The sequence below is a fragment of the Pseudoalteromonas sp. SiA1 genome (assembly GCF_018732205.1).
GTDB lineage: Bacteria > Pseudomonadota > Gammaproteobacteria > Enterobacterales > Alteromonadaceae > Pseudoalteromonas > Pseudoalteromonas tetraodonis.
The window spans coordinates 2,609,251-2,633,739 of record NZ_CP076084.1 but is presented as its reverse complement, the minus strand read 5'-3'; the positions used below and the strand labels follow the sequence as shown (position 1 = coordinate 2,633,739).

Annotated in this window: 26 protein-coding genes; 11 read left to right on the top strand and 15 right to left on the bottom strand. The window is 40.7% G+C overall.

From position 1 onward, the window contains the following. The first annotated feature begins 63 nt into the window (after positions 1-63). Positions 64-1,410: a phosphate regulon sensor histidine kinase PhoR gene (gene phoR, locus KK487_RS12260; RefSeq protein WP_128583333.1), complete on the top strand. Its 1,347-nt coding sequence runs from the start codon at positions 64-66 to the stop codon at positions 1,408-1,410. 79 nt (positions 1,411-1,489) lie between these two features. Beyond that, positions 1,490-2,458: a PstS family phosphate ABC transporter substrate-binding protein gene (locus KK487_RS12255; RefSeq protein ID WP_013465745.1), complete on the top strand. Its 969-nt coding sequence runs from the start codon at positions 1,490-1,492 to the stop codon at positions 2,456-2,458. Between the two features lie 68 nt (positions 2,459-2,526). Here KK487_RS12255 and KK487_RS12250 read toward each other — a convergent pair whose 3' ends face one another. The 8 genes from KK487_RS12250 to KK487_RS12215 form a co-directional block, all read right to left on the bottom strand. Next, the gene (locus KK487_RS12250; protein ID WP_013465744.1) at positions 2,527-2,766 is read right to left on the bottom strand and encodes a hypothetical protein; all 240 of its coding nucleotides are present in this window, start codon (positions 2,764-2,766) and stop codon (positions 2,527-2,529) included. Positions 2,767-2,796: 30 nt separating this feature from the next. Further along, the gene (gene panC, locus KK487_RS12245) at positions 2,797-3,645 is read right to left on the bottom strand and encodes a pantoate--beta-alanine ligase (protein WP_016900475.1); all 849 of its coding nucleotides are present in this window, start codon (positions 3,643-3,645) and stop codon (positions 2,797-2,799) included. Next, on the bottom strand, positions 3,645-4,439 hold the full coding sequence (gene panB / locus KK487_RS12240) for a 3-methyl-2-oxobutanoate hydroxymethyltransferase (protein ID WP_013465742.1): 795 nt from the start codon (positions 4,437-4,439) through the stop codon (positions 3,645-3,647). Before panB ends, panC begins: the two co-directional genes overlap by 1 nt. 30 nt (positions 4,440-4,469) lie before the next feature. Then, positions 4,470-4,955, bottom strand: coding sequence for a 2-amino-4-hydroxy-6-hydroxymethyldihydropteridine diphosphokinase (folK, locus tag KK487_RS12235; protein WP_013465741.1), 486 nt, complete (start codon positions 4,953-4,955; stop codon positions 4,470-4,472). Between the two features lie 3 nt (positions 4,956-4,958). Further along, a complete protein-coding gene (pcnB, locus tag KK487_RS12230; RefSeq protein WP_024602358.1) occupies positions 4,959-6,257 on the bottom strand; it encodes a polynucleotide adenylyltransferase PcnB in 1,299 nt (432 codons plus the stop codon). Positions 6,258-6,562: 305 nt separating this feature from the next. Further along, on the bottom strand, positions 6,563-7,459 hold the full coding sequence (gene gluQRS, locus KK487_RS12225) for a tRNA glutamyl-Q(34) synthetase GluQRS (RefSeq protein WP_013465739.1): 897 nt from the start codon (positions 7,457-7,459) through the stop codon (positions 6,563-6,565). Between the two features lie 13 nt (positions 7,460-7,472). Further along, a complete protein-coding gene (gene dksA / locus KK487_RS12220) occupies positions 7,473-7,916 on the bottom strand; it encodes an RNA polymerase-binding protein DksA (protein WP_013465738.1) in 444 nt (147 codons plus the stop codon). A gap of 222 nt (positions 7,917-8,138) precedes the next feature. After that, the gene (locus KK487_RS12215; RefSeq protein ID WP_013465737.1) at positions 8,139-9,122 is read right to left on the bottom strand and encodes an AraC family transcriptional regulator; all 984 of its coding nucleotides are present in this window, start codon (positions 9,120-9,122) and stop codon (positions 8,139-8,141) included. 144 nt (positions 9,123-9,266) lie between these two features. Between KK487_RS12215 and KK487_RS12210 the strand changes: the two genes are divergently transcribed. Beyond that, on the top strand, positions 9,267-11,816 hold the full coding sequence (locus KK487_RS12210; RefSeq protein ID WP_013465736.1) for a penicillin acylase family protein: 2,550 nt from the start codon (positions 9,267-9,269) through the stop codon (positions 11,814-11,816). A gap of 42 nt (positions 11,817-11,858) precedes the next feature. On the opposite strand, the gene sfsA is transcribed toward KK487_RS12210, so the two are convergent. Further along, positions 11,859-12,578: a DNA/RNA nuclease SfsA gene (sfsA, locus tag KK487_RS12205; RefSeq protein WP_013465735.1), complete on the bottom strand. Its 720-nt coding sequence runs from the start codon at positions 12,576-12,578 to the stop codon at positions 11,859-11,861. A 269-nt stretch (positions 12,579-12,847) separates the two neighbouring features. Here sfsA and pepB point away from each other — a divergent pair, with 269 nt between their 5' ends. Both pepB and KK487_RS12195 read left to right on the top strand, forming a co-directional pair. Next, positions 12,848-14,146, top strand: coding sequence for an aminopeptidase PepB (gene pepB, locus KK487_RS12200; RefSeq protein WP_013465734.1), 1,299 nt, complete (start codon positions 12,848-12,850; stop codon positions 14,144-14,146). A 175-nt stretch (positions 14,147-14,321) separates the two neighbouring features. After that, on the top strand, positions 14,322-14,888 hold the full coding sequence (locus KK487_RS12195; protein ID WP_008111161.1) for a phosphoribosyltransferase: 567 nt from the start codon (positions 14,322-14,324) through the stop codon (positions 14,886-14,888). A gap of 49 nt (positions 14,889-14,937) precedes the next feature. Here the strand turns inward: KK487_RS12195 and KK487_RS12190 are convergent, their stop codons facing one another. Next, positions 14,938-15,594, bottom strand: a complete 657-nt coding sequence (locus KK487_RS12190) for a Crp/Fnr family transcriptional regulator (protein ID WP_016900456.1) — start codon at positions 15,592-15,594, stop codon at positions 14,938-14,940. Positions 15,595-15,872: 278 nt separating this feature from the next. Between KK487_RS12190 and KK487_RS12185 the strand changes: the two genes are divergently transcribed. Then, positions 15,873-16,109 carry a YgjV family protein gene (locus KK487_RS12185; protein ID WP_215521803.1) on the top strand — a complete coding sequence of 79 codons (237 nt, stop codon included), beginning with the start codon at positions 15,873-15,875 and terminating at the stop codon, positions 16,107-16,109. A gap of 26 nt (positions 16,110-16,135) precedes the next feature. On the opposite strand, the gene KK487_RS12180 is transcribed toward KK487_RS12185, so the two are convergent. The 5 genes from KK487_RS12180 to KK487_RS12160 form a co-directional block, all read right to left on the bottom strand. Continuing rightward, positions 16,136-17,824 (bottom strand): amidohydrolase, encoded by a 1,689-nt coding sequence (locus tag KK487_RS12180; RefSeq protein WP_128583340.1) that lies wholly within the window; start codon positions 17,822-17,824, stop codon positions 16,136-16,138. Between the two features lie 208 nt (positions 17,825-18,032). Next, on the bottom strand, positions 18,033-18,269 hold the full coding sequence (locus KK487_RS12175) for an EF-hand domain-containing protein (protein WP_016900453.1): 237 nt from the start codon (positions 18,267-18,269) through the stop codon (positions 18,033-18,035). An 8-nt stretch (positions 18,270-18,277) separates the two neighbouring features. Next, positions 18,278-18,514, bottom strand: a complete 237-nt coding sequence (locus KK487_RS12170; RefSeq protein WP_016900452.1) for an EF-hand domain-containing protein — start codon at positions 18,512-18,514, stop codon at positions 18,278-18,280. 156 nt (positions 18,515-18,670) lie between these two features. Then, the gene (locus tag KK487_RS12165) at positions 18,671-18,898 is read right to left on the bottom strand and encodes a hypothetical protein (RefSeq protein WP_024602367.1); all 228 of its coding nucleotides are present in this window, start codon (positions 18,896-18,898) and stop codon (positions 18,671-18,673) included. A gap of 12 nt (positions 18,899-18,910) precedes the next feature. After that, positions 18,911-19,144 carry an EF-hand domain-containing protein gene (locus tag KK487_RS12160; protein ID WP_013465728.1) on the bottom strand — a complete coding sequence of 78 codons (234 nt, stop codon included), beginning with the start codon at positions 19,142-19,144 and terminating at the stop codon, positions 18,911-18,913. Positions 19,145-19,440: 296 nt separating this feature from the next. Here KK487_RS12160 and KK487_RS12155 point away from each other — a divergent pair, with 296 nt between their 5' ends. Genes KK487_RS12155 through KK487_RS12135 form a run of 5 tightly spaced genes read left to right on the top strand, consistent with a single transcriptional unit; the run spans position 19,441 to position 24,485 of the window. Then, a complete protein-coding gene (locus KK487_RS12155; protein WP_128583341.1) occupies positions 19,441-20,895 on the top strand; it encodes a HAMP domain-containing sensor histidine kinase in 1,455 nt (484 codons plus the stop codon). Between the two features lies 1 nt (position 20,896). Continuing rightward, complete coding sequence (locus KK487_RS12150) at positions 20,897-21,430, top strand: hypothetical protein (RefSeq protein ID WP_128583342.1); 534 nt, start codon at positions 20,897-20,899, stop codon at positions 21,428-21,430. Positions 21,431-21,432: 2 nt separating this feature from the next. Then, positions 21,433-22,782: a sigma 54-interacting transcriptional regulator gene (locus tag KK487_RS12145; RefSeq protein ID WP_013465725.1), complete on the top strand. Its 1,350-nt coding sequence runs from the start codon at positions 21,433-21,435 to the stop codon at positions 22,780-22,782. 24 nt (positions 22,783-22,806) lie between these two features. After that, positions 22,807-23,307 (top strand): DUF1543 domain-containing protein, encoded by a 501-nt coding sequence (locus KK487_RS12140; protein ID WP_024602371.1) that lies wholly within the window; start codon positions 22,807-22,809, stop codon positions 23,305-23,307. A 26-nt stretch (positions 23,308-23,333) separates the two neighbouring features. Next, on the top strand, positions 23,334-24,485 hold the full coding sequence (locus tag KK487_RS12135; protein WP_215521802.1) for a murein transglycosylase domain-containing protein: 1,152 nt from the start codon (positions 23,334-23,336) through the stop codon (positions 24,483-24,485). Positions 24,486-24,489: the final 4 nt, after the last annotated feature.

Sequence of the window (24,489 nt, the reverse complement as noted above, 5' to 3'; positions counted from 1 at the left end):
TAGCAATCTATTAACCTAGTTCAGTCAACTTGTCTGCTAGCGTTTATAAGGTAAAGAGCGTGTATGTATCGAGTTATTAACAAGCAGGCGCTAACAAAGCGGCTGTTTGTCTATTTTATACCTTTACTTTTAATTGGGGTGCTTATTGGTGCCCCATTTTTGATGTTGTTTTTGGGCGCTTTTTCGCTACTTATGTGGCATTACCATCAACTTTATCGGTTAAGTGATTGGCTGCATAACCAGCGCAGTTTTAACCCACCAGAAGGTGAAGGATCGTGGGAGCAAGTATTTGAAGGCATCTATCAGCTGCAACATCGTAATCGTAAAAAGCGTAACGAACTGGCAGAGCTGATACGCCGTTTTCGTGACGGTGCTGAGGCGGTGCCTGATGCTGTTGTTGTATTGCAAAACGATTTATCAATTGTGTGGTGTAATCAACTTGCACTCAAAGTGTTAGGGTTACAATGGCCGGTTGATCATGGTCAGCGTTTAGATAACCTCATTCGCGATCCTAAATTTGCTAAATATATGCGCCGTAAAGAGTTTAGTGATGCACTGGAGCTTGAAAGTGGCCACAGTGTTGAGCAAGTTCTTGAATTTAGGGTGATGCCTTATGCTAATACTCAGTTATTGGTGGTAGTACGCGATGTAACCCGTTTAAAGCAGCTTGAGCAGATGCGTAAAGACTTTGTTGCTAATGTGTCTCATGAGCTCAGAACCCCTTTAACGGTTGTTACCGGCTACCTTGAAATGCTCGACAGTGATTCGCTCCCTCCGCCTGCAATGTGGAATAAAGCACAAACTACCATGCTAGAACAATGTAAACGCATGGATAGTTTAGTGAATCAGTTACTTTCGTTATCACGTATTGAAGGCGCAAAACGCCACAGTAATGATAAGGCAGTAAATGTACCGCAATTGCTAAAACTGATTGAAACTGAAGCACAGTCTATAAATCAAGATAAAGGCCATCAACTTATTTTTAATATTGATGCGTCACTTGATATTACCGGTGCTGAGGATGAGCTCAGAAGTGCGTTTTCAAACTTAGTATTTAATGCCATTCATTATACTAAGTCAGGTGGTAAAATTGAGGTGTGTTGGCAGCGCAACAATGAACAGGCATATTTTAGTGTTACTGATAATGGTGATGGTATTGCACCAGAGCATATAAATCGCTTAACTGAGCGTTTTTATCGGGTCGATAAAGCCAGAAGCCGCACCACAGGTGGCTCAGGATTAGGCTTAGCAATTACTAAACATGTACTTACTCGCCATGGTAGCCAATTAAAAATTAACAGTGAACTGGGTAAAGGCTCCTGTTTTTCTTTTGCGTTTTCAAGCGATAGGCTGATCTCTATTTCGCCATTAGTGACGAGTAATACTGCTAGTCATAAAAGTGTCATTTAAGAGTCACACCATTGTCATGTACTCACTTTAGAGTGAACCGCAGTTAGGAAATGGGACGAACAAACTGGAGAACCCCAAAATGAAATTTAAAAACTTAGTTGCCGCAATGGGTGTGGCTGTTACAACATTTGTATCTGCGCAAGCAGTAGCATTAGAAGACGGTATGCCTGAGTATCAAAAAATTAGCGGTGTATCAGGTAACTTTTCATCGGTAGGGTCTGATACGTTAGCCAACATGATGACCTTTTGGGCTGAAGAATATAAGCGTATTTACCCAAATGTAAATATTCAAATTCAAGCGGCAGGTTCGTCTACTGCGCCACCAGCATTAACAGAAGGTACGGCAAATTTAGGTCCAATGAGCCGTGCTATGAAGTCGAAAGAAATTGAAGCATTTGAAAAGCGCTATGGCTATAAGCCAACACAAGTACGTGTAGCAATTGATGCATTGGCGGTATTTGTTCATAAAGATAACCCAATTGAAGGGCTGCGTATTGACCAAATCGATGCTATTTTCTCATCAACACGTAAATGTGGCGCACCAGAGCAAGTAAACCGCTGGAGTGATGTTGGTCTAGAAGGTGATTGGGCTGCAAAAGACGTGCAATTATATGGACGTAACTCAGTATCAGGGACTTACGGTTACTTTAAAAAGAAAGCCTTATGTAAAGGCGATTTTCGTAATAACGTGAACGAGCAACCGGGTTCAGCTTCTGTTGTACAGTCAATTTCAGCATCACTAAATGCCATTGGTTATTCTGGCATTGGTTATAAAACATCGGGTGTACGTACTGTTCCGTTATCTAAAAAAGGTACTAACTTTGTTGATGCCACGCTTGAAAACGTAGCTCAAGGTAAATACCCACTTTCACGTTTCTTATATGTTTATGTAAATAAACACCCAAATAAGCCACTTGGCCCAGTTGAAGCTGAGTTTTTAAAGATGGTACTTTCGCAAGAAGGTCAAAAAATTGTAGAAAAAGATGGTTATGTGCCACTTTCTGCAAAGCTAGTTGAAGTTGAGTTGAAAAAGTTAGGCTTAAAATAAACCGCTAATAATTAAAAAACCGCTCAAATGAGCGGTTTTTTTTGGTTTACAATTTATGCCAATTGATATTAGTCAGCTTTACTTAAGTTTTCAGCTTGTACTTTGCATTGATTATACGCTTCGATGCATTTAGATGAGCAAACCTGTGACTTAAGGCTATCGGTGGTTGTTTGTTGTTCACAGCTGGTTTCGCATTGATAACTTTGCTGAGCGCATTGGTTAAGTGCTGGATTACCTGCTTGGCTTTGGCACCCTGCCAATGCTGCAAAAGAAAAAGCCACTAGAGTGGTTTTAATAAAAGTTTTCATACTTATCCTTAAAGTGAGGCTACACCAGTATTAAACTTCAACCTGTATATTGTCGATTAATCTAACACTTCCTAAAAAGGCGGCAGCTAAAATAACAAATCGTGTATCTTCGAGTGTAGCAGCTTTTAATGTATCTCGTTGAGCTATCGAAAAATAATCTGGTTTTAGCCCTGCGCTTTCTAAAGTCGCTTTAGCATCAGCTTCAAGAGTAGCAAACGCTTTATTTCCGCTTTTTAGTTGCTGCGCACAGTGATTTAAAGTGTTGAATAAAATCGTAGCGGTTTGCTTTTCATCACTTGATAAATACCCATTGCGTGAGCTCATGGCAAGGCCGCTAACTTCACGCATCGTTGGCACACCAATAATTTCTACTGGTATCGACAAATCACGGGCCATTGTTTTAACAACTTGCAGCTGCTGAAAGTCTTTTTCACCAAAGCAGGCGTAATCAGGTTGGACTAAGTTAAATAGTTTAGTGACAACTGTTGCTACACCTTTAAAATGACCAGGACGTGAGCCGCCGCAATAGCCCATCGAAATACCTGGTACATCAACAAAACTTTGCACCCCTAAGCCATTTGGGTAAATAGCCTCTACACTGGGGATAAACAAAATATCCGTTTCAAGATCGGCTAAACCTTGTTTATCGGCATCTAAGGTACGCGGATAATTGTCTAGATCTTCGTTAGCACCAAATTGCATCGGGTTAACAAAAATACTAACAACGACTTTGTCGGCCAGTGTTTTTGCTTTTTCTACCAACGAAAAGTGACCGCGGTGCAGGTTACCCATAGTAGGTACTAGTGCAACACTTAAACCCGCTTGGCGCCAAGCTCTTATTTGACTGCGTAATGATTTAATTTCAGTGATTGACTGCATTATTTAAACTCGTGTTCAGCGCTTGGAAAAACGCCGCTTTTAACATCGTTACAATACTTTTTAACAGCGGCAGGCATGTTGCCTGTTTCGAGTAAAAAGTTTTTTGAAAATTTAGGAATGTAGCCTGCAGAAATACCGACTAAATCGTGCATAACCAAAATTTGGCCATCGGTTACATTGCCCGCACCAATCCCTATAGTCGGAATGCTTAATGAGTCAGTAATACGTTTTGCTAAGGCACTTGGAATACACTCAAGCACGAGTAGTTGAGCACCCGCTGCCTCTAATGCTTTTGCATCGGCAATAATTTTTTGTGCTTGTGCTTCTTCACGGCCTTGAATTTTAAAACCACCAAATACGTGCACAGATTGCGGCGTAAGCCCTAAATGCCCACACACCGGAATACCTTGCTGAGTAAGTGATTTAATGCTGTCATGCAGCCATTCGCCACCTTCAAGCTTGACCATATTAGCACCTGAGCGCATGAGCTCTGCGGCATTTTTACACGCATCATTTGGATTTGCGTAGGTCATAAACGGTAGGTCGGCAATAACAAATAGATCACGGCTTCCAGCGCGAACACAGCGAGTATGGTACGCAATTTCTTGGTTTGTCACAGCGAGTGTGTCATCGCCACCTTGTAATACCATTCCCAAAGAATCACCGACTAAAACAACTTCAACGCCATTCTCATGAAATAACTTAGCAAAACTGGCATCATAAGCTGTTAACGCAGTGATTTTATTACTTTCAGCCTTCATTTTATTCAAAGTTGAAACGGTTATTTTAGACATAATATTCTCGCAGACAGTGGTCTTAGTTAATTACAGCGGTAATTGTTGTAAGTCGTTAAGCGGTAGGTTATTTGCTATCTGTTTGATAGATGCGCCGCTTGGTAAAATAAGTTCGGGTGCAATTTCTTGCAGCGGGTAAACAACAAACTCTCTCTCGTTTAATCCGTAATGAGGCACCGTTAAACGTTTTGTATTTATAACCTGCTCACCAAATAATAAAATATCAATATCCAGTGTGCGTGCGCCCCAACGCTCAGCTTTTCTGACTCGACCATGCTCCACCTCTATGGCTTGCGTTAAATCAAGTAACTGCTCTGGCTGTAGCGAGGTATTGATACAGGCAACCGCGTTCACATAATCGGGTTGATCTTGTGGCCCCATAGGCTTGCTCGCATAATAATGTGAGCAAGCGATAAACTCGCTGTTAGGCAAGTTTTTAAGTGCAACAACAGCATCATCAAGTTGTTTTTTAGGTGTATTAAGGTTGGCACCTAAGCCTAAATAGACACGTTGCATTCTTTACTCAGCTGGTTTTTTAGTGGTGCGCCGACGAGGACGCTTACGTGGTTTTGGTCCACCTTGATGACCTAGCTCTCGCACCATTTCTTTTTGGCCATTAATATCTTGACTCAAGTACTGTGTCCACCACTGTGCAAGCTCTGTATGCTCAGTTTCACCGGCATCAACACGCAGTAATAAAAAGTCATAAGCGGCTTTAAAACGAGGCTGCTGTGTTAAGCGATAGGCACGTTGGCCTGCACGTTTGTCTAAACGTTGTTGAATATGCCAAATATCACGGGCGCCTAACGTAAAGCGTTTTGGTACTGCAATATGCTGAGCGTTCTCACTAAGTACTTTATTAATTGCTTGGGCAAAGGCATCGTATTCAGAGAGTTGTTCTTGACGTCGAATTTTTTCAGTACGTTCAACCAATGGAAACCACAGTAACGCTGCAAATACAAACGCAGGGGTGACTTTTTTCTCTGCATTAATGCGGATGTCAGTGTTTGCAAACATTTGCTTGATGAAAGTTTCTTCAAGCCCGCCTGGGTTTTTATCCAAAATGCGGTCAAGTTCTGGGAACAACGATTTAAATAACCCGTATTTGCGCAGCATTAAAAAGTTTTGTTGTGCTTTGCCGTTTAAAAACAGCTTGAGTATTTCTTCAAACAAACGTGCCGGTGGAATGTTATCAAGCAAGCTAGCTAGAGCGGTTATTGGCTTTTCGCTTGCAGGTGCTATTTGCATATCGAGTTTAGTAGCAAAGCGCACTGCACGAAGCATACGCACGGGGTCTTCACGATAGCGTGTTTCAGGGTCGCCAATTAACTCAATTTGTTTTGCCTTTATGGCCGCTAAACCATTGGCGTAATCATAAATACAAAAATCATTGATTGAGTAATATAAGGCATTGATTGAAAAATCACGACGCTCGGCATCTTCTTCAATGCTGCCAAATACGTTGTCGCGAAGTAGTTGCCCATGTTCGCTTGATTGGCTAATTTGATTTTTGTCTTCTTGTGCTTCGTGATGGCCGCGCATGGTGGCCACTTCAATAATCTCACGACCAAAAACAATGTGCGCTAAACGAAAGCGGCGGCCAATTAAACGGCAGTTACGAAACAGTTTTTTAACTTGCTCAGGGGTTGCATTGGTTACAACATCAAAATCTTTGGGTTGTTGACCTAACAATACATCGCGAATGCAACCACCAACTAAGTAGGCATCATAGCCACCATCTTTTAGGCGATAGAGTACTTTGATTGCATTTGGGCTAAATTGTTTGCGAGAAATACCATGCTCACCTCGAGGGATCACCAACGGTTCACTGCTGATTGCGACATCTTCGGCACTGGCATTCGGGCCGATAATTTGTCGACAAAATTGAAAAAGCTTGGAAATAATAGTCTGTCTCCTAGAGAAGCGGTTGATTGACTCGCCATTGCAATCAAAATGACAACAAGTACCTTCTCATAGAGCTGTACTTACTGTTTTATGTAATTAGCATATATTTAGGCGGCTATCATATACCAGCAAGGTGGAAAAATTAAGTTGCAGTGCTGAAATTAAGCCATTTTTAACGATTTTATTTGAATTTGTTATACCCAATCCGCGAAAGAGCGTTAAATCTGTATTTCACGCGTAGTGGGAACGCGGCTTAAGTTAAAATGTGCCACGCCCCAAGCAAGTAATTGCTCTGTGGTTAAATCCATAAGTTGGTCGTGGGTTGGCAAACCTAAAAAGTTAAATACCGCTATCAAAGTCGGTTTGGGATTTTGTTTGCAAATAGCGGGGGCGTAATTTTGTTTAGAGAGTTTAAATCCGGGTTTTGCTACCGCTAAAGGTAAATGAGCAAATTCTGGAATAGGGTTATTAAGTTGCTTAAAGAGACTTATTTGACGGGCGGTAGGTTCAAGTAGATCAGCGCCTCGTACAATTCGATTGATCCCTTGCTCAATGTCATCAATAACCACCACCAGTTGATAGGCAAATAAACCGTCGCTACGTTTTATAATGTAATCTTCATGGGCCAGAGCAGGGTCAACGTCAATACGCCCCTGAATAAGGTCGTTATAAGTCACGGTTGCATGGCATTGAGTTAAGCGAAGGGCATGACCCTGTTCACTGAGTTGGCTATGTTTACATTGCCCTTGATAAATTCCACCTAGCGCTTTTATTTGCTTACGAGAGCATTGGCAGGCATAAATAAGGTGTTGTTTTGACAGTGAGTTTACTGCATCTTGATAAATAGTAAGACGCTGTGTTTGATACACAACGTTTTCATCCCAATTAAGGCAGTAGGCGTCTAAGGTATTTAGGATATCGGTGGCTGCGCCTTTAACAACGCGAGTGGTGTCTATATCCTCAATGCGTACTAACCATTTCCCTTGGTTAACTTTTGCATCTAGGTAGCTACCTACAGCCGCCACAAGTGAGCCAAAATGTAACGGCCCCGAAGGAGACGGTGCAAATCGGCCGCGATAGTCAGATACTTGCGCGGTAACGGCTGTAGAAGACATGGCTATAACTTAATTAGCCGCGTCCAGCTTGCTTTTCTTTAATTTCGGCAAGTGTTTTACAGTCTACGCATAAATCGGCAGTAGGACGTGCTTCTAAACGACGAATGCCAATTTCAATGCCACAAGACTCACAAAAACCAAACTCGTCTTCTTTAATTAAGTTGATTGTTTTTTCAATTTTCTTAATTAATTTGCGTTCGCGGTCACGAGTACGAAGCTCTAATGAGAACTCTTCTTCTTGTGCTGCGCGGTCAACGGGATCAGGAAAGTTAGCTGCTTCGTCTTGCATATGTGACTTAGTACGATCAACTTCGTTCCGTAAATCATTACGCCAAGTTTCTAAAATTGTTTTAAAATGAGCACGTTGTGCTTCATTCATGTACTCTTCACCCGGTTTTTCTTGGTATGGTTCTAAACCGGCTTGAGCCAATAAACCATGTCTTTTTTGGTCTGGCATAACTCTCTCCTAAATCCTTAATTTAATGCCTCAGCATTAGCCGGCGGTATAAATAACAGAAACTTATACCCTAGGCAAATTTATTTTTAAATAATCGAATTAGCTTCAACCCTGTTTACCCATATAAAAGTAGCAAAAGCAGTGTTTATACTTTTTTATTACAGTATCGGTTTATAAACTGGCGTTGTTATGTGGGCAAAAATAATAAAAACAACTCATCTTTTACTTTTCGGTTAAGTATTTTTTAGGCGTAATACAATACCAGCGTTTAAAAGCACGCTGAAAAGCGCTTTGTTCAGAAAAGCCCAGCGCAGTGGCAATGTTTAACGAACTGAGTCCTTGTTTTAGTAATATAAGGGCTTGTTGTTTGCATATTTCGTCAATAATTTTGCTGTAGCTGGTGTGTTGTTGTTTTAAGTAACGCTGTAGGCTGCGAGTTGATAGCGCTAATGCCTGAGCAGCTTGCTGAACACTTAAACGCTCTGGCAGGTGTTGTGTTATTAGCGCTTTGAGCTGACTAATATACTGAGCTTCGTGGTTGTAGTTAATAGCCTGTGCGGCTAATAAAGTTTCTAGCTCGTTATTAGCGCCTTTTAGTGGGCAGTGTAGTAATTGGCTATCAAAGATCATGCTATTTGTTGTGCTATTAAACTCAATAGGACAGTTAAATACACTTTGATACTGTTTAACTTCATTGATGGGCGGTTGTGGGCGCATTAATTTTATTTGGCTGAGCATCAACGGGGCTTGCCATTCACAACATTGTTGAGCAAAAGCAAGCCAGCTACTAAAAAGCTCATCTGCCATGAAGTGTGTGACTGGTGTTTTGGGGTGCCATTCTAGGCTGCTGTGTTGTGGGTGATGATGTAGGCTAATAGTGCCAATGTTTCTAACTAAGGTATGCAGCTTTAAAGCATGTTGTAATGCGCTTAATAAAGAGTCACTCACTAAAGCAATATGCCCAAGTAATCCCCAGTTTTGCGCATTAAGCGCTTGACCAAACTCTAATCCTACTGTGTTCCTATTTAAGTGTTTTGCGCCAATGGCCATGAGCTGTTCGTAATCAGCAAGCGGGTATTTATAGCGACTGTTATTAAGTTGCTGCCCTCCTTGAGTAATATTATTAAGTAAGTGTTCTTTATTCAGACCTTGAGAAGCTAAGTAACTAGTTAAAGAACGAATAATTTGGCTACTTACAAAATACATAAAATATCCTTTTCTAGACGGTTAAAGTTTAAGCTGCCCTAACTGGCGCGCAAAGTCAATTTTGTGCGTTTGAGGTCAAGATTTTAATAAGTATTTACGGCATGGTTGTAAAGTTAAACAATAATAATGACAAGGAACACCACAATGAAGCCCCATTTACTCTCACTTTGTATCGCCAGTAGCCTACTTTTAATTGGTTGTAGCGAAGACAATGACAATAACGTTGCACCACCAATTGTCGTGGTGCCTGATCCCGTTCCAGAGACGAGCGCGCCAATAATTGCATTTGATGACGATAATAAACTTGATGCGAATATCCGTTGGACTACCTTCGGTGTGCCGCATATCACTGCTGATAACTTAGAGAGCTTAGCGTTTGGTAGTGGTTATGCTTATGCTAAAGATCATGCGTGTCTATTGATGGATCAAATTATTAAAGTGCGCGGTGAACGCTCGAAATACTATGGTCCAGATAAAGTACCAGGCAGTGGCGACTCAACGCATTTAATTTCTGACTTTGGTTATAAAGCCTTGGGTGTGAATGAATATGCTCAAGCCAATTATGATCAATTAGAAGAGAACAGCCGAGCGCACTTTGAAGGGTTTGTGCAAGGCTTTAATAAATACGTTACTGATACGGGGGTTGATAATTTAGCGCCGGAGTGTGCCTCTGCACCTTGGGTTACCAGTTTAACAGCACAAGATATGTTGGCGTACTCTATGGCTACAGTGCAGCTAGCCAGCTCGGCTAACTTTTTAGAGCTCGCTTTTTTAGCAAACCCGGGTGATGCGAATGAGTATCTGCCAATGCCTACGTCAGAGCAGCCAAGTGCTGTGTCTTCAATGGTAGGCAATATTAATCAGCGAGCAAAGCAATTTAAGCTAGAGAAAAAATTTGATCACTTAGGGTCAAATGGTTGGGGGCTTGGTAAAGATATGATGGCCAATGGTAAAGGTGGTCTATTAGCAAATCCTCATTTTCCTCACGAGGGCAATTTACGCTTTTGGCAATCACACCTAACCATTCCCAACGCTATGAATGTAATGGGGGGCAGTTTGCAAGGGATGCCAGGAGTGATCAATATTGGTTTTAATGAGCACATAGCTTGGACCCATACTTTTTCTACAGCACGTCATTTTTTAATTTATCAGCTAGCACTAAATGAAAATGATCGCATGGGTTACAGCGTTGAAGGTGATAATTATGAAATTACTTCAAAAACAATTAACGTTGAGGTAACTGTGGCACCAGGGACCACAATTACACTTAGCAAACCGTTTTACTATAGCCACCATGGTTTAATGATTGAAACACCTGCCGCAAATGGTTTAGGGTGGAACGACAGCCAAGCATTTACCATCAAAGATGCCAATGAGTTTAATATGGATGTGGTTGCTCAGTGGTCAGCTATTAATCAAGCAACCAGCTTAGAAGAGATGAAGGCCTCGTTTGCTAAATACGATGGCGTTTCATTTAATAACACCATGGCCAGCGATAAAGAAGGTAATGTCTTTTTTGTTGATGACAGCACCGTTTTGAAACTGGGTGATACCGCAAATATGGCAATTCGTTTGCAACCTGAATTGGTTGCACTTAGAGAGTCGACGGGCTTTGATTTAGTACCTGGTAACTTAAAGTTATTTGAGCCGCAAGGCGTTGTGCCTTTTGAACAAGCTCCCCAACTAAGTCGCACTGACTACGTACAAAACTCAAATGACAGCTATTGGGTTACTAATCTTGAACAACCTCTTGTGGGCTTTGCTGCGCAATATGGCGATGTTCATCAGCCATTATCATTGCGTACCCGTATGGGTTTGAAGCTCATAAAAGAGGGAGGCGGTGAAGACAGTAAGTTTGATTTGGCTGAACTTGAAAATGCGCTAGTAGGCAATCGTATCTATTTAGGTGAATTAGTATTTGATGATTTAGTTGCCCAGTGTAAAGCGCGTGGCGCAACACCGGTTACCCTAACTAATGGAACAAGTATTGACCTAACAGCTGCCTGCGCCGTGTTAGAGGGCTGGAATGGCGCTATGAACCTTGATACACAAGGCGCTGCGTTAATCAGAGAGTTTGCTCACTTATTTAATGGTGATGAATACTTATATGATAATTTTGATGTGACCAACCCTGCAAATACGCCAAATACCTTACTTGCCGATGGCTCTGCGTTAACGGCTTTAGCGCATGCAGTGCTTAATTTACAAAGCAATGGCGTGGCATTAAACAGTACTTTAGGTGAGCTGCAATTTGTTGAAAAAACGCTAGCAGGCGGCATTGCTTCAGGCGAGAAACTTCCTTGGAGTGGGCCAATGAGTGTGGAAGGAGGCTTTAATGTGTATCGTTTTGATCGCAGTAGCAGTCGTTCATTTTCTACGGTGATCCCATATATCGATCATCAAACATTGGATGATGCGATAACAGGTAAACCGTTAGCGTCAAATTTAACAGCCAGTGGTTACCCTGTTAATTACGGATCGAGCTGGATGTTTGTGATGAACTTTACCGATGATGGTCCTGTGGCAAAAGGATTACTGACTATGTCGCAGAGTTCAGATTCAAGCTCAGAACATTTTGATGAGCAATCGCGTTTTTACTCAAATACGCCAGTATTAAGACCCATCTTATTTAAAGATGCAGATATTAATCTAAATTTAATTAATGAAATGGATTTATCAATGAGTAAAGAGTAAGCACACTTTGAGCGCCAGTACGAATGCTGGCGCTCTATTTACCTAGTCAATAAACGGCACTTTTTCAATTAAAGTAACTTCACTCGCTGAAATGTGTGCTTTATAAGCTAATACTTCTACGCCTTGCTCAATGGCCTCGCTAAGCAATTCTGCATAGGTTGGGTCAATATGCACCGCAGCACTGACTTGTGTGATGCCTTGGTGCAGCACTGCAAATAGTAATACCGCTCGATGCCCTTGTTTTACCATGTCGATTAATTCACGAATATGCTTTTGCCCACGAACAGTTTGGGCGTCAGGGAAGTAGCCTTGACCACTTTGTGGACGATCTTCGCTCAGCAGCGTGACTGATTTAACTTCAACATAGCAATTGGCTTTGCTGCTGTGGGTAAGTAAAAAGTCGATGCGGCTGTTTTCACTGCCATACTTCACTTCACTTTGTATGTGTTGATAGCCTGTAAGCTCATCAATAACCTCATTATTAAGTGCTTCTTCGACCACTTTATTGGCGATAGCGGTATTTACACAAATAAGCTGTGATACATTATTTTGCGTCAGCTCTAATGACTGCGGGTACTTTCGCTTGGTATTACTGCTGGTGGAATAAAAGGCAGTAAAACCGACATCGGCACAGCCCGTCATCTTACCCGTATTAGCACAGTGAGCGGTAAAAGTAGTGCCATCACTGAGCTCTAAATCAGCTAAAAAGCGTTTGTAACGCTTTAATAAAGTGGCAGATTGTAATGGCGGGGTGTACTTCATTTATGACTTCCTTATGTAACCTGAGCACTGGATAATAAGTTTATTTCAAGTAGTTGTTTTAGCGCTAACTGCGTTGAGTTCATTTTTTCTAGAGATAATAAACTTAAATATTTTTATAGCTCAATATGTTAGCAAACTTATTAACCCGAGTTTAGGGTAAGTAAAATTGAGGTTTACAGGCCGGTTGAGGTTATTCACCTCAAGCAGTTGGGAACTTAAGCGCTCTATAGTAAACTCAACCGCACATTTAAGTGCAAGGATATTCTAACATGAGTGAAAAATTTGTTGTTCAATTAAGCGAGCAGTTGGCACCAGGGCATTGGGGCGAAAGTGCGTCATTATCTTTTAACGAACACGGCGCAACGGTTCATTTATCTGAGCAAGAAACATTAAAAAATGTGCAAAAAGCGGGTCGTACAATTGCAAATCAAGGCATTAAAAATGTTGTTCTTGAAGGTGATGTATGGTGCACAGAGAGCCAATGGGCTTTTTACCAAGGCTTTGTATCACCAAAAGTACTAAACGGTGTTGAGTTTGTTGATAACGCACAATCTGATCTTAAAGAACTCGCTGATTTAAAAGCATCGGCAACGTGGGCGCGCGAAATGATCAATGGTACCGCCGATGACATTTACCCAGAAAGCTTAGCTGAAAAAGCCGCTGAATTTATTCAATCACTTGCACCAGAGCATGTTAGCTATCAAATCATAAAAGGCGATGCGCTATTAGAACAGCAGTGGATTGGTATTCATGCCGTTGGTCGTGGTAGTGAGCGTCCGCCAGTATTACTTGAGCTTGATTACAACCCAACTGGCGATGAGAACGCACCGGTAAGCGCAGCACTTGTTGGTAAAGGTATTACGTTTGACTCAGGTGGTTACTCAATTAAACCAAGCGAAGGTATGTTGGGTATGAAGTGCGACATGGGTGGTGCAGCAACGGTAACCGCAGGTTTGGCACTGGCAATTAGCCGTGGCGTAGAAAAGCGTATTAAGTTGTTTTTATGTTGTGCAGAGAACTTAATTTCGGGTAATGCATACAAACTAGGTGACATTCTTACTTACAAAAATGGCATAACCGTTGAAATTGTAAATACCGATGCTGAAGGGCGTTTAGTATTGGCTGATGGCTTAATGGCCGCAGGCGAGACAGGCGCTCCACTTATTATTGATGCGGCAACCCTTACTGGTGCCGCCCTTGTTGCTGTTGGTCAAGAGTACAACGCATTGTTTGCCCTTGATAAAGAGCTAGTGCGTGAAGTGGAAGACTTTGCGTCACAAGAAATGGAAGCCGCATGGCCATTACCACTTGAAAAGTGGCATCAACAAAACTGCCCATCGCCGTATGCGGATACAGCAAATAGCCGCGCCCAAAAAGGCGGTGGTTTCGGTGGTGCATCTAACGCCGCTGGTTTCTTATCTCGCTTTGTGCCAAACGATGGCAAAGGCTGGGTACACATCGATTTAGCTGCTGCATTTAATATGGGTGGTAGCACAAGTCAATGGGCTTCAGGTGCAACTACACAAGGTATGCGCACCGTAGCACGTACCCTACTTGAAAAGGCATAATCTACTGAGATTACGCATTAGTTAAAAAATAGGTACCTTAGGGTGCCTATTTTTTTATCCGCCAAACAAGCAATTTTGTTTTATTTACGGTAAAATCCTTCGCCATTACGTGTTTGGGCATCTATTTTTATTTAAACCTCGCTCAAATATTATACATACCACTGGGATCCTTACTATGTCAGAAAAGTGCTATATCACGGCTCAACAATTACTTGAAGATTCATTCCGCGTAGCGGCACAAGTGTATAAAGATGGCTTTCGTCCAGATTTTATTATTGGTATATGGCGCGGTGGTGCTCCAATTGGGATTGCGGTTCAGGAATATTATGATTACAAAGGCATAGAAACGGATCACATTGCGGTTCGTACCTCGTCTTATTACGGTATTGGTAAGCAATCAAAAGAAATCAAAGTACATGGTTTACACTACATAGTTGAAAACGCAAATGCAGGTGACTCTTTACTGATTGTTGACGATGTTTTTGACTCAGGTCGTAGTATTGTAGCGTTAAAAGAGAAGCTCTCTGAGCTAATGCGTTTAAACTTACCACGTGATATTCGTATTGCTTGTCCATACTACAAGCCAAAAAATTCAAAAGTTGATACAGTGCCTGATTACTACATTCATGAATCTGAAGAATGGTTAGTATTCCCGCATGAATTATCAGGTTTAACGCCGGATGAAATTATTGAAGGTAAATCTGATTTAGCTAAAATCCACGATATTTTACTTGAAAAGTAAATGTGATTTTGATCAATAAAAAAGGCCTTAATGGCCTTTTTTATTGTCTTTAAAGCTGTGCAAAGCTATCTACATAGTCACTTAATTTAGGAATATCGACAGCTTGTAGTCCTTGTGTGCTTCTTTGCACTAAGTTTTTCTCTACTAACTCACTCACTACACGCCTGTATGCACGCTCAGTGGTTGCAAAGCGCTCAGCTTCTGCATTTACCGTAGGGTAAGCACGTAATAAAGTGGGATTGTTATTCTCTGCACGTAATAAGCAGTCTTTGGCAATATTGTAGCTCAACGGCAGTAACAGCTTATCTAAATTAATTTTTTGATTTTCTTGAAACTTAGCCGCAATCGTTTGCGCTGTATATAAGCTTAGCTCGGGTTTATCGAGCAATAATGAACGCCAATGTTTTAATTCAATCAAGTTATACGTGACATCACTAAAGCAGGTTACCGTGTAAATGCAGGGGTTATTATTAAGTGCTTCAATTTCGCCAATTAGGGTATTGTTACAGTCGAGTTGGCCAAGTAGCAGGCGCCTGCCATTACCTACATCGTAACTAAACGATACAGTTCCACTTCGCACTAATACCAACTTAGTTAACGGCTGGTCTTGCTGTATTAATATTTCTTTTTTTGATTGCTGAAAACTACTGCCGGCAAACGTCAGCAGTTGATCAACAAGGTAACTGGAAAAATGGTATTGAAACATCGATCATGCTCTTCGGACAATTGTCCTATTTATTACACCTTAATGACGATAGCATTAAGATTAAGAATTTATGCTAACTTGCCCACGCCGTTAAGATAATTAATAGCGTTAAATGACCTTCATTCTTCCGTGTAATGATTAAAAATTGTGGTATTAACCAGTATATTTTAAGGTTTTATTGGTAAGTTAGCTTTTTTATTTTAACTACTGCGTAGCGTAGCTTAATAATGTACTAAAATTTAACGCGTAATACTAACCTAAAGCCTAGGAGAGAACAATTGAGTTGGGAATATTTAGGTTATTTAGCATCCGTCTTATTAGTCATATCATTAACCATGACTGATGTAACCAAACTACGTTGGTTTAATTTATTGGGCTGTATTGCGTTTACTTTTTACGGTACGGCTATAGGCTCAGTGCCGGTGGCTTTTACCAACGGCTTGTTGGCTTTGGTCAATATTTATCACATTATTAAGCTATATCGTCAGTCAAAAGTTGATACAAAAAAGGGTTAACGCAAGTTAACCCTTTTTGTTTTTAATTACTCAGCTTTTGCGGCATCTTTTTCGTAGCGTAACGTACCCGCAATCCACGTTTGCAGCACCTGAGTTTTGTATAGCTGCTCAATGGGGACTTTAAAGTAGTCTTGATCAACCAGTATAAAGTCAGCCCATTTACCTTGTTCTAAACTCCCTAGCTTAAACTCTTGATGCGCTGCATACGCGCCGCCAAGGGTAAACGCACGTAATGCATCTTCTCTGCTTAACACTTCACTGGCGCGCCAACCATTTTCAGGCAATTGATTATGATCCATACGTGTAATGGCAGAATATAAGCCATCAAACGGGTTCGCCAGCTCGACAGGGTAATCAGAACCCGCTGCAATAGTCGACCCCTGCTCTAAGAATGTTTGCCAAGCGTATGCGCCTTGGAGTTGTTTATCGGTTAAACGCTGCTCTGCCATATGCATGTCAGATGTAGCATGCACAGGTTGCATTGATGGAATTATTTTCAGGGTTTTAAAGCGCGGTATATCCTCCGGCGAAACTATTTGTGCATGCTCCATGCGATTACGCAGTAGTATACCACCGGTTTGCTTAAATACATTTTGATAGGCATCGAGCACAATTTTATTTGCTCTATCGCCAATGGCGTGGGTATTTGCACTAAACCCGCTTTTAAAAGTGAGTGTAAATAATTGTTCTAGCTTTTGTTGGGTTTCAAGCATTAGGCCAAAGTGGTTTGCTCTGTCTGCGTATTCTTCAATAAGCGCGGCACCGCGTGACCCTAGGGCTCCATCAGCATAAATTTTTACACTGCGAATAGATAAAAAATCTTGAGCATCTTGATACCGACCCGCTTTAAGCATCATGTTTAAATCTGGGCTTGCTGCACTTAACATCGCTACAATTCTAAGCGGTAATGTACCTAACTCAGCGCGCTGTTTATAAACTTGCCACGTGGTTTTATCAATACCTGCATCGTGGGTTGAGGTAATGCCTAAGCTTAATAAATGTTTACCTGCGGCATCTAATGCATTGCTAACCGATTGCGCAGATGTTGCAGGCATATGTTGAGTAACCAAGGTTTCTGCTTTATCTATAAAAATACCGGTTGGTTTGCCAAACTCATCTTTTATAATTTCTCCACCTGCTGGGGCTGGTGTGTCAGCATTAATATTGGCAAGTTCTAGTGCTTTTGAATTAACCCAAATAGCATGGCTATCTACTCGCGATAAAATAACAGGGCGGTCGCTGACGACTTTGTCTAAATCAGCAGCGGTAGGGAAACGCGTGTCGGACCATAGCTCTTGGTTCCAGCCCCGACCAATAATCCAACCTTCTTTGCCTTTGGCAAATTCGTTGAGCTTAGCGGTTATTTCATCTACCGATTTTGCGCCGCGAACATCCAGCTGTGACAAGTTTTCACCCAGGCCAATTACGTGTCCGTGGGCATCAATGAGCCCTGGTAATAAGGTTTTTCCATTGGCGTCAATTAGGGTTGCGCCCGGGAAGCTATTTTTTAAGCTGTCAGGACCTGTTTTTACAACTTTGCCATCTTTTATGACTAAGGTTGTAAATGTATTTACTTCGCCGTGGCGCATTTTTCCTTTGTATAAAGGGGTGTAGCCATTGGCATTATATATTACTTTCGTTTGTGCAATTGCCACACTAGATAAGGCGCAGAGGCTTGCTAGTAATACCGGTTTAATTAATTTATTGAGTCGCATAAAAGGTATGTTGTTATTATTTGTACTATCACAGTAGCAAACTCAAATTTAGAATACCAATAGCATAATTTATTAATAGTCGAATAAGCCCAGCTTTTAGCTAGAGCAAGCAAATTCAGGGTAGGATAGGTTGCGTGTTAACAGGAAAGAATTTGTTTAATCTTCTCAAATAAAGCCTAATTAACTAGGCTTTATTTGAGGGAGCTATTTATTTACTGGCGTACAAACTATATTCGCTTAATGACAATTGTGCGTCTTTGTCACGGTCGTAGCTGCCAAAGCGTGACCATAAAGCAGGATCACTGGCAGTTTCCGAACGAGTTAAAAAACCATCTTGATTACGGTCAAGTTTTTCAAATTCTGAGGCAATATAGCTATTTGTCGCAAAGCTCATGCAGCTAACAACAGTAAGCGTTAGTAAAATAATATGGCGGATAGGTTTCATCTAAATACTCAGTACAAATTGGTGGTTAGATAGTTTTTAAACTCAGTTAAAGAAATTCTGTTGTCTTGATTTTCATCCCAATTTGAAAATGAGTTTAATAGCTGAGGCTGAGCAGCAAGCTCGCTATGGGTTAAATACCCGTCGTTGTTGGTGTCTAGATGTTCAAAGCGTTGCTTTACATCAAGTGCACATGCACTATGGCTAACAAATAGTAAAGCACCAATAAGGAGAAGCTGTATTTTCATGGTTGGCGTTCCAAGGCATATTTTAATTGCTGGCAGTAATGAAATAAAGCACTTGCCATAATTTAAATCCCAACATTAAATCCGTTTACACACTCCCTCAGGGATTATGGCAAGTGCTTTTAACTCTATACTAATAGATTAAACTTGAATCTAAACTTAAGGTTTAAAGTTTTGGAATTCTTTTTTAGAAATCATCTCGTTATTATCTTTGTCTAAATCGGCAAACTGCTTAAGTAATTGTTTATCTTGCTTTGCCTCAACAAGCGATATTTGGTCATCCATATTTTTATCTAAATGCATAAAACGTACATTTAATGGCGATGCCAGTGCGGTGGCACTAATAGCTAAAAATAGGAGCGAAAAAGCACCAATTAGTTGTTTCATGAATGTACTCCTTTATTTTATAAACAGCTTAAATTCGTTTAGAGATATGAGCCCGTTTTCATCGGTGTCTATCTGTGCAAAGTTCTCATGTAATAAAGCATCTTCACCTGCTTCAGCTTCACTCAATGTGCCATTACTGTCTTTGTCTAAACGATTAAATTCAGCATCTACATCAAGGGCGAACAAATGAGTACTGGTTAGGCACAAACCGATAAGTGCAGCGTTCTGTAAATTGTTTTTGAACATTCCTTGGCTCTTTTTAGATTAATATTAATGTTCTCGTAACAAAAATGATGCCAATATTTATTTTTATTAATAATCAGTGAGTTATGTTTTTTTTGTGATGGTTGGTGCGTAATTTTTACAAGTAACTGTGTGTTTTATGCAACAATTTTGCAGTTATAAGCGTTTAAAATTTTTTAAATCAATTGCTTAACTTGTCGCTATTTAGAGACAGCAGGGTTTTTATCCTTGATGGTTCAGCGAGTGTATAAGTTGAGCGCTTAATAATAGAACGTTTAAAAATAGTAAAGGACTTTTGTATGCCCGCAGTCATGGCTGAAAAATATAAAGCATTGATAAATTGGCGCCCCAATTTAATTGGCCAATTTGTAATGAGCATGCTGTTGTCGCTGTTGCCCTTATCTATAGTAGTTATTGTGTTTTTAAATGTATTAAATAAGCAATTAGCGGTCACTCAGCAAATTGTGAGTAATAATTACCAAGTAACTAAGTCGTTTAATGTGCTTAAGCAAGAGCTTAATAGTTTAGAAAGGGCAACAAGACAAAATTGGGTATTAAAGAGCGACTCACTCGATAAGCTAATCGTAGATAAATGGCAATCATCATTACAAAACATCAATGAGCTAAAACAGCTTTCAAATAACCAAGCAAATACACACCAATGGCAACGGCTAACGGATACTTTGCAAACGGCGCATACTCAACTTGTGGTTGAAGCGCGTCAACAAGCTGAGTTATTTGTGCCAATCAGCGAAATATTAGCGGAGCTAACATTGTGGTTGCGTGAGGAAAATGAAGCCAAAATCACTCAAAACCAAATTAAGCTCACAAATTTACAAGCTTCCTTTATAAACTGGTTGATTGCACTTACGCCTTTAACGCTGCTTGTTGGCGGCGGTTTTTTGTGGCGCATAAGCGGGCGCTTAAAAAGCTTAACCTCAGTGATTGATAAATTAGGCCAAGGAGATTGGCAGCAAAAAATATCGGTGCAGGGATCAGCTGAACTCATAGAGTTAGGTAATAAGTTGCAGTGGGTGCAAGCGCAGCTGCATATGTTAGAACAACAAAAAGATACATTTTTACGCCACGTTACTCACGAATTAAAAACCCCTTTGGCTTCTATGGTTGAGGGCACTGAATTACTAGCCGATGAAATCGTTGGCCCCATCAATAACGAGCAAAAAGCGGTACTTGGGCTGATCAGTCAATCGATGGTGAGGCTACGTACTATGATAGACAGTTTATTGAGTTATAACGCCATTCGCACCAGTAAAGACAACGTCAGTGAAGTGGAATTTAATCAGCTAATAAAAAAGGTAAATAACCACTTTGAGCATCGCTTAAATGCGCGAGAACAATCGCTTATTTGGCACAATAGTTTACCTAATATTTCTCTTAGTTTGCCACGGGAGTTAATTGAAATGATTTTAATTCAGTTAATTTCCAATGGCTTAAAGTTTTCTCAGCCAAACCAAGTCGTTACTATTAGCTTGAGTCTAGAAAATAACGGCCTAAATATGCAGGTAGCAGATGAGGGCTGTGGCATTAAAGAGCATGAAAGAGAACATGTTTTTGGGGCGTTTTATCAAGGTAAACATACCAAAGAGATTAGCTTACAAGGCAGTGGTTTAGGCCTTACTATAGTCAAAGAGTCAGTTGAACAGTTACATGGGCAACTAAAAATTGAGCATAATGAGCCGCAAGGCTGTCGATTTAACATTGTCATTCCCTATAAAAATAAAGGAGTTAAATAATATGTCTGCGCGTTTAATGGCTATTGTATGGCTAACCAGCAGTCTTGTTTTTTTATCTGGGTGTGAAATAACAAACACTCAAACACAGGGTGAATCAGCATTAAATGTACCCTCTCAGCCAGATAGCAAAACGAATCAGCCAAATCCCAAACCTCGGCCAAAATCAGAGCCAATATATCCCTCTGCAGCGCTAGTTATTGCTTGGCATGCCAATCAGTGCGGTGGTTTTAAATTAGCGCCTAGCAATGAAGCCTACTTAGGGGAGCAAGCACTGAAAGCGTTTTTTAGTAAAGCATGTTTAAAGCTTAGTAGTGACCCCAATACTGTGATGAGTCAATTACTTAAGCTGGATCAGGCATACTATTGGCCCGATGATATAAAGCACTATTTATGGCTGCAAAAACAGCAGGTATTAATGCAAATAGATGCAAAAAAACAACAGCAAGCATTGAACGTCAAAATGCAAAAAACCTTGTCGTCATTAGCCGCAATTGAACAGCAACTTTTATTACGTGAAGAAACCAAGGAGCAGTAACTATGTCAGTCACACTTCCATCAAGTGCTAAAGTTTTACTCGTTGATGATGATGCCAGCTTGCTGCAATTACTGGCGATTCGAATTCAATCAAAGGGTTATGAAGTAACGACCTGTGATAGTGGTATGAACGCATTACAACTACTTAAAAACCAAGTGTTTGATGCGGTGATCACCGATTTAAGAATGGATGAAATGGACGGCATGGCGCTTCACCGACAGTTGCAAAACCGCTACCCTGCGTTGCCTGTTATTATGATGACGGCTCATGGATCTATCCCTGATGCGGTAGAGGCCACCAAGCAAGGTATTTTTGCCTTTATCACAAAACCCGTTGATAAAGATGAGCTGTTTGACAGCCTAGCTAAAGCCATTGAGATACATGGGGTTAATAATGATGAAGTCGCCCCGCAAAGTAATATTGTCACCCGCAGTGGCGCTATGCTGCATTTGCTGGAGCAAGTGAAACTATTAGGGCCTACACAAGTTAACGTGCTTATTTCTGGTGCCAGCGGTACCGGTAAAGAGTTGCTTGCGCAGGCGATTCATCAGCATAGCCATGTTAGTGATGGTCCATTTGTGGCAATAAACTGTGGGGCCGTGCCTGGTGAGCTATTAGAATCAGAGCTATTTGGTCACAAAAAAGGGGCATTTACAGGAGCTGTAAAAGATCATCAAGGCCTATTTCAGCAAGCGCAAGGCGGTACCTTATTTTTAGACGAAATTGGTGATATGCCGCTTAATTTACAAGTTAAGTTGTTGCGTGTGCTGCAAGAAAAAACCATTCGCCCAGTGGGCTTTCAAGAAGAAATTCCTATTAATGTGCGAATTGTGTCTGCAACCCACAAAAACCTGCCTGAAGCGATTAGTAATCAACAGTTTAGAGAAGATTTATACTACCGGTTAAACGTCGTAAACTTAAAGCTGCCCCCGCTGTGTGAACGCCGTGAAGATATTAGCTTATTAGCCAACTTTTTTAGTGCCAACATCGCAAAGCGTATGGAGCAAAAAGAAAAGCGCTTTGCAAACGATGCCATGCATGCCCTAGTAAGGTATGATTGGCCAGGTAATATACGTCAATTACAAAATGTAGTGGAGCAAGTGGTTGCGTTGACTCCTAGTGAGGTTATATCTGAACATTTAGTGCTTAGTGCCCTAAACAGTAATGAAAGCAACGTTGAGCCATTATCACTTAATGAAGCTAAAAAAGAATTTGAACGAGACTATGTAATTAATACCCTGAAAATGGCAGGGGGCAATGTGGCAGAAGGCGCCAAACTTGCCAAGCGTAATCGTTCTGATTTTTATAAGTTGATTAAAAAGCATGAGATTGACGTAGATAGTTTAATTTAATTTGGTTTTTAAAAGGAAGTGAGCATGCAGTTATTCATGGTGTATTTAGGTGGACGCATTCAAGGTTGTCACATAGAAATGCACGACGTACGTTTTGTGGTAGGCCAAAATATTGAGCAAACCTATACCAAACTAAAAAGCCAATGGGTGGGTGATAAAAACAGTGTACACATGGATAGCTACATGGCGGTTAATCATATTGATGGTTATAAAATCGAGGTGGTTGATAGTTATGTAGAGCAAAATAAGCAACTTTATTTTGTTAACTTAGGTGCTTACAGAAGCGACTCAATGGCAGAGCAACACGACTTTGCTTTGTATGTTGCCAGTAGTAGTGAAGAAGCGAAACAACGCGCTAAAAATGACTTATTAGCAGGGCTGAGTCATCTTCATAAAGATGATTTATATGATGTTGATGACTGCTTTGCGATTGATTTACTCGATAGTCAGCTTAATATTAAGCTAACCCCAAGCGGCCAAGCGCAACCAATTAAACCGGACTGGTTCGGTTATCATGTATTATAGTTGCTAAGCATTTGTTTGGATATTGTGTGAAAAAGTATGCGTTTATACTTTTGCTAGTTGGCTTAAGTGGCTGTAAATCACTGTCGGGTTTACCGCCCGTTGTTGATTTAAATAAACTGGTAAAGCAAGTAAAAAACGACCCGACTAATGTGGTTGCAATTCACAAGCAAGCACAAAAAACACACCGCTCTATTAAAGCACAGGTTGGTAGCGTAAAACAGCTTTTAGCTGCATTAGAAAGCGTTGTTGGGCGCAAGTGGGGTAAGCAAAATACGCAACAGCCTAGTGCAAAAAAATACGTCAAATACAGTAATGATTACCAAGCTCGTGCCATTATTGATTTTGAGCAAGGCACTGTAAAAGTAGAAACCATCGCGTTAAAAAATACAATAAGCTTGTTACAGCAGGCCATTGTTATGACCCTACTGACCTCCAGCGACCCCGATAAAACCGATATTTTTACCAGCGAAGCCCCCATATTAGAAGGCGAACCGTTTTTATATCAACAAGTACTCGACCAAGATAAGTTACCAATAAAATACTCTTGGCGTGCTAATCGATTTGCGCGTTATTTAGTAAATAATAACTTAAAAAAGCAACGACAATATGGACATGTTATTTCGTCAGTTAGTTTTGATTTAGTCGAGCAAAATGCCCATTTAAGAAAACAAAAGTACAGTGATTATGTGCTGGCGGCTGCAAAAAAATATCAAATATCGGCAGCGCTTATTTATGCCATTATTGAAACCGAAAGTAGCTTTAATCCACATGCGGTGAGCTCATCAAACGCATATGGATTAATGCAAGTGATCCCCGCAACTGCAGGGCGGGATGTGTATCAAAAAATTAAAAAAGTACCCGGGCAGCCAACCAAAGCAGTGTTGTTTAATCCAAAACATAATATTGATATTGGCAGCGCGTATCTAAGTATTTTAAAAAATAATTACTTACATAAAATTAATACTGATAAAAGTAAGCACTTTGCCATGATCTCGTCTTATAACGGTGGGGCGGGTAATGTATTGCGTATATTTAATAAAAATAGAAGTGTGGCGTTTTCACAAATAAATCAGCTTACTTCAAGCCAGTTTTATAACATTCTCACCACTAAGCACTCTCGAGTGGAATCAAGACGCTATTTATATAAAGTCACTAAAGCAGAAAAAAACTATCAGTAACTTA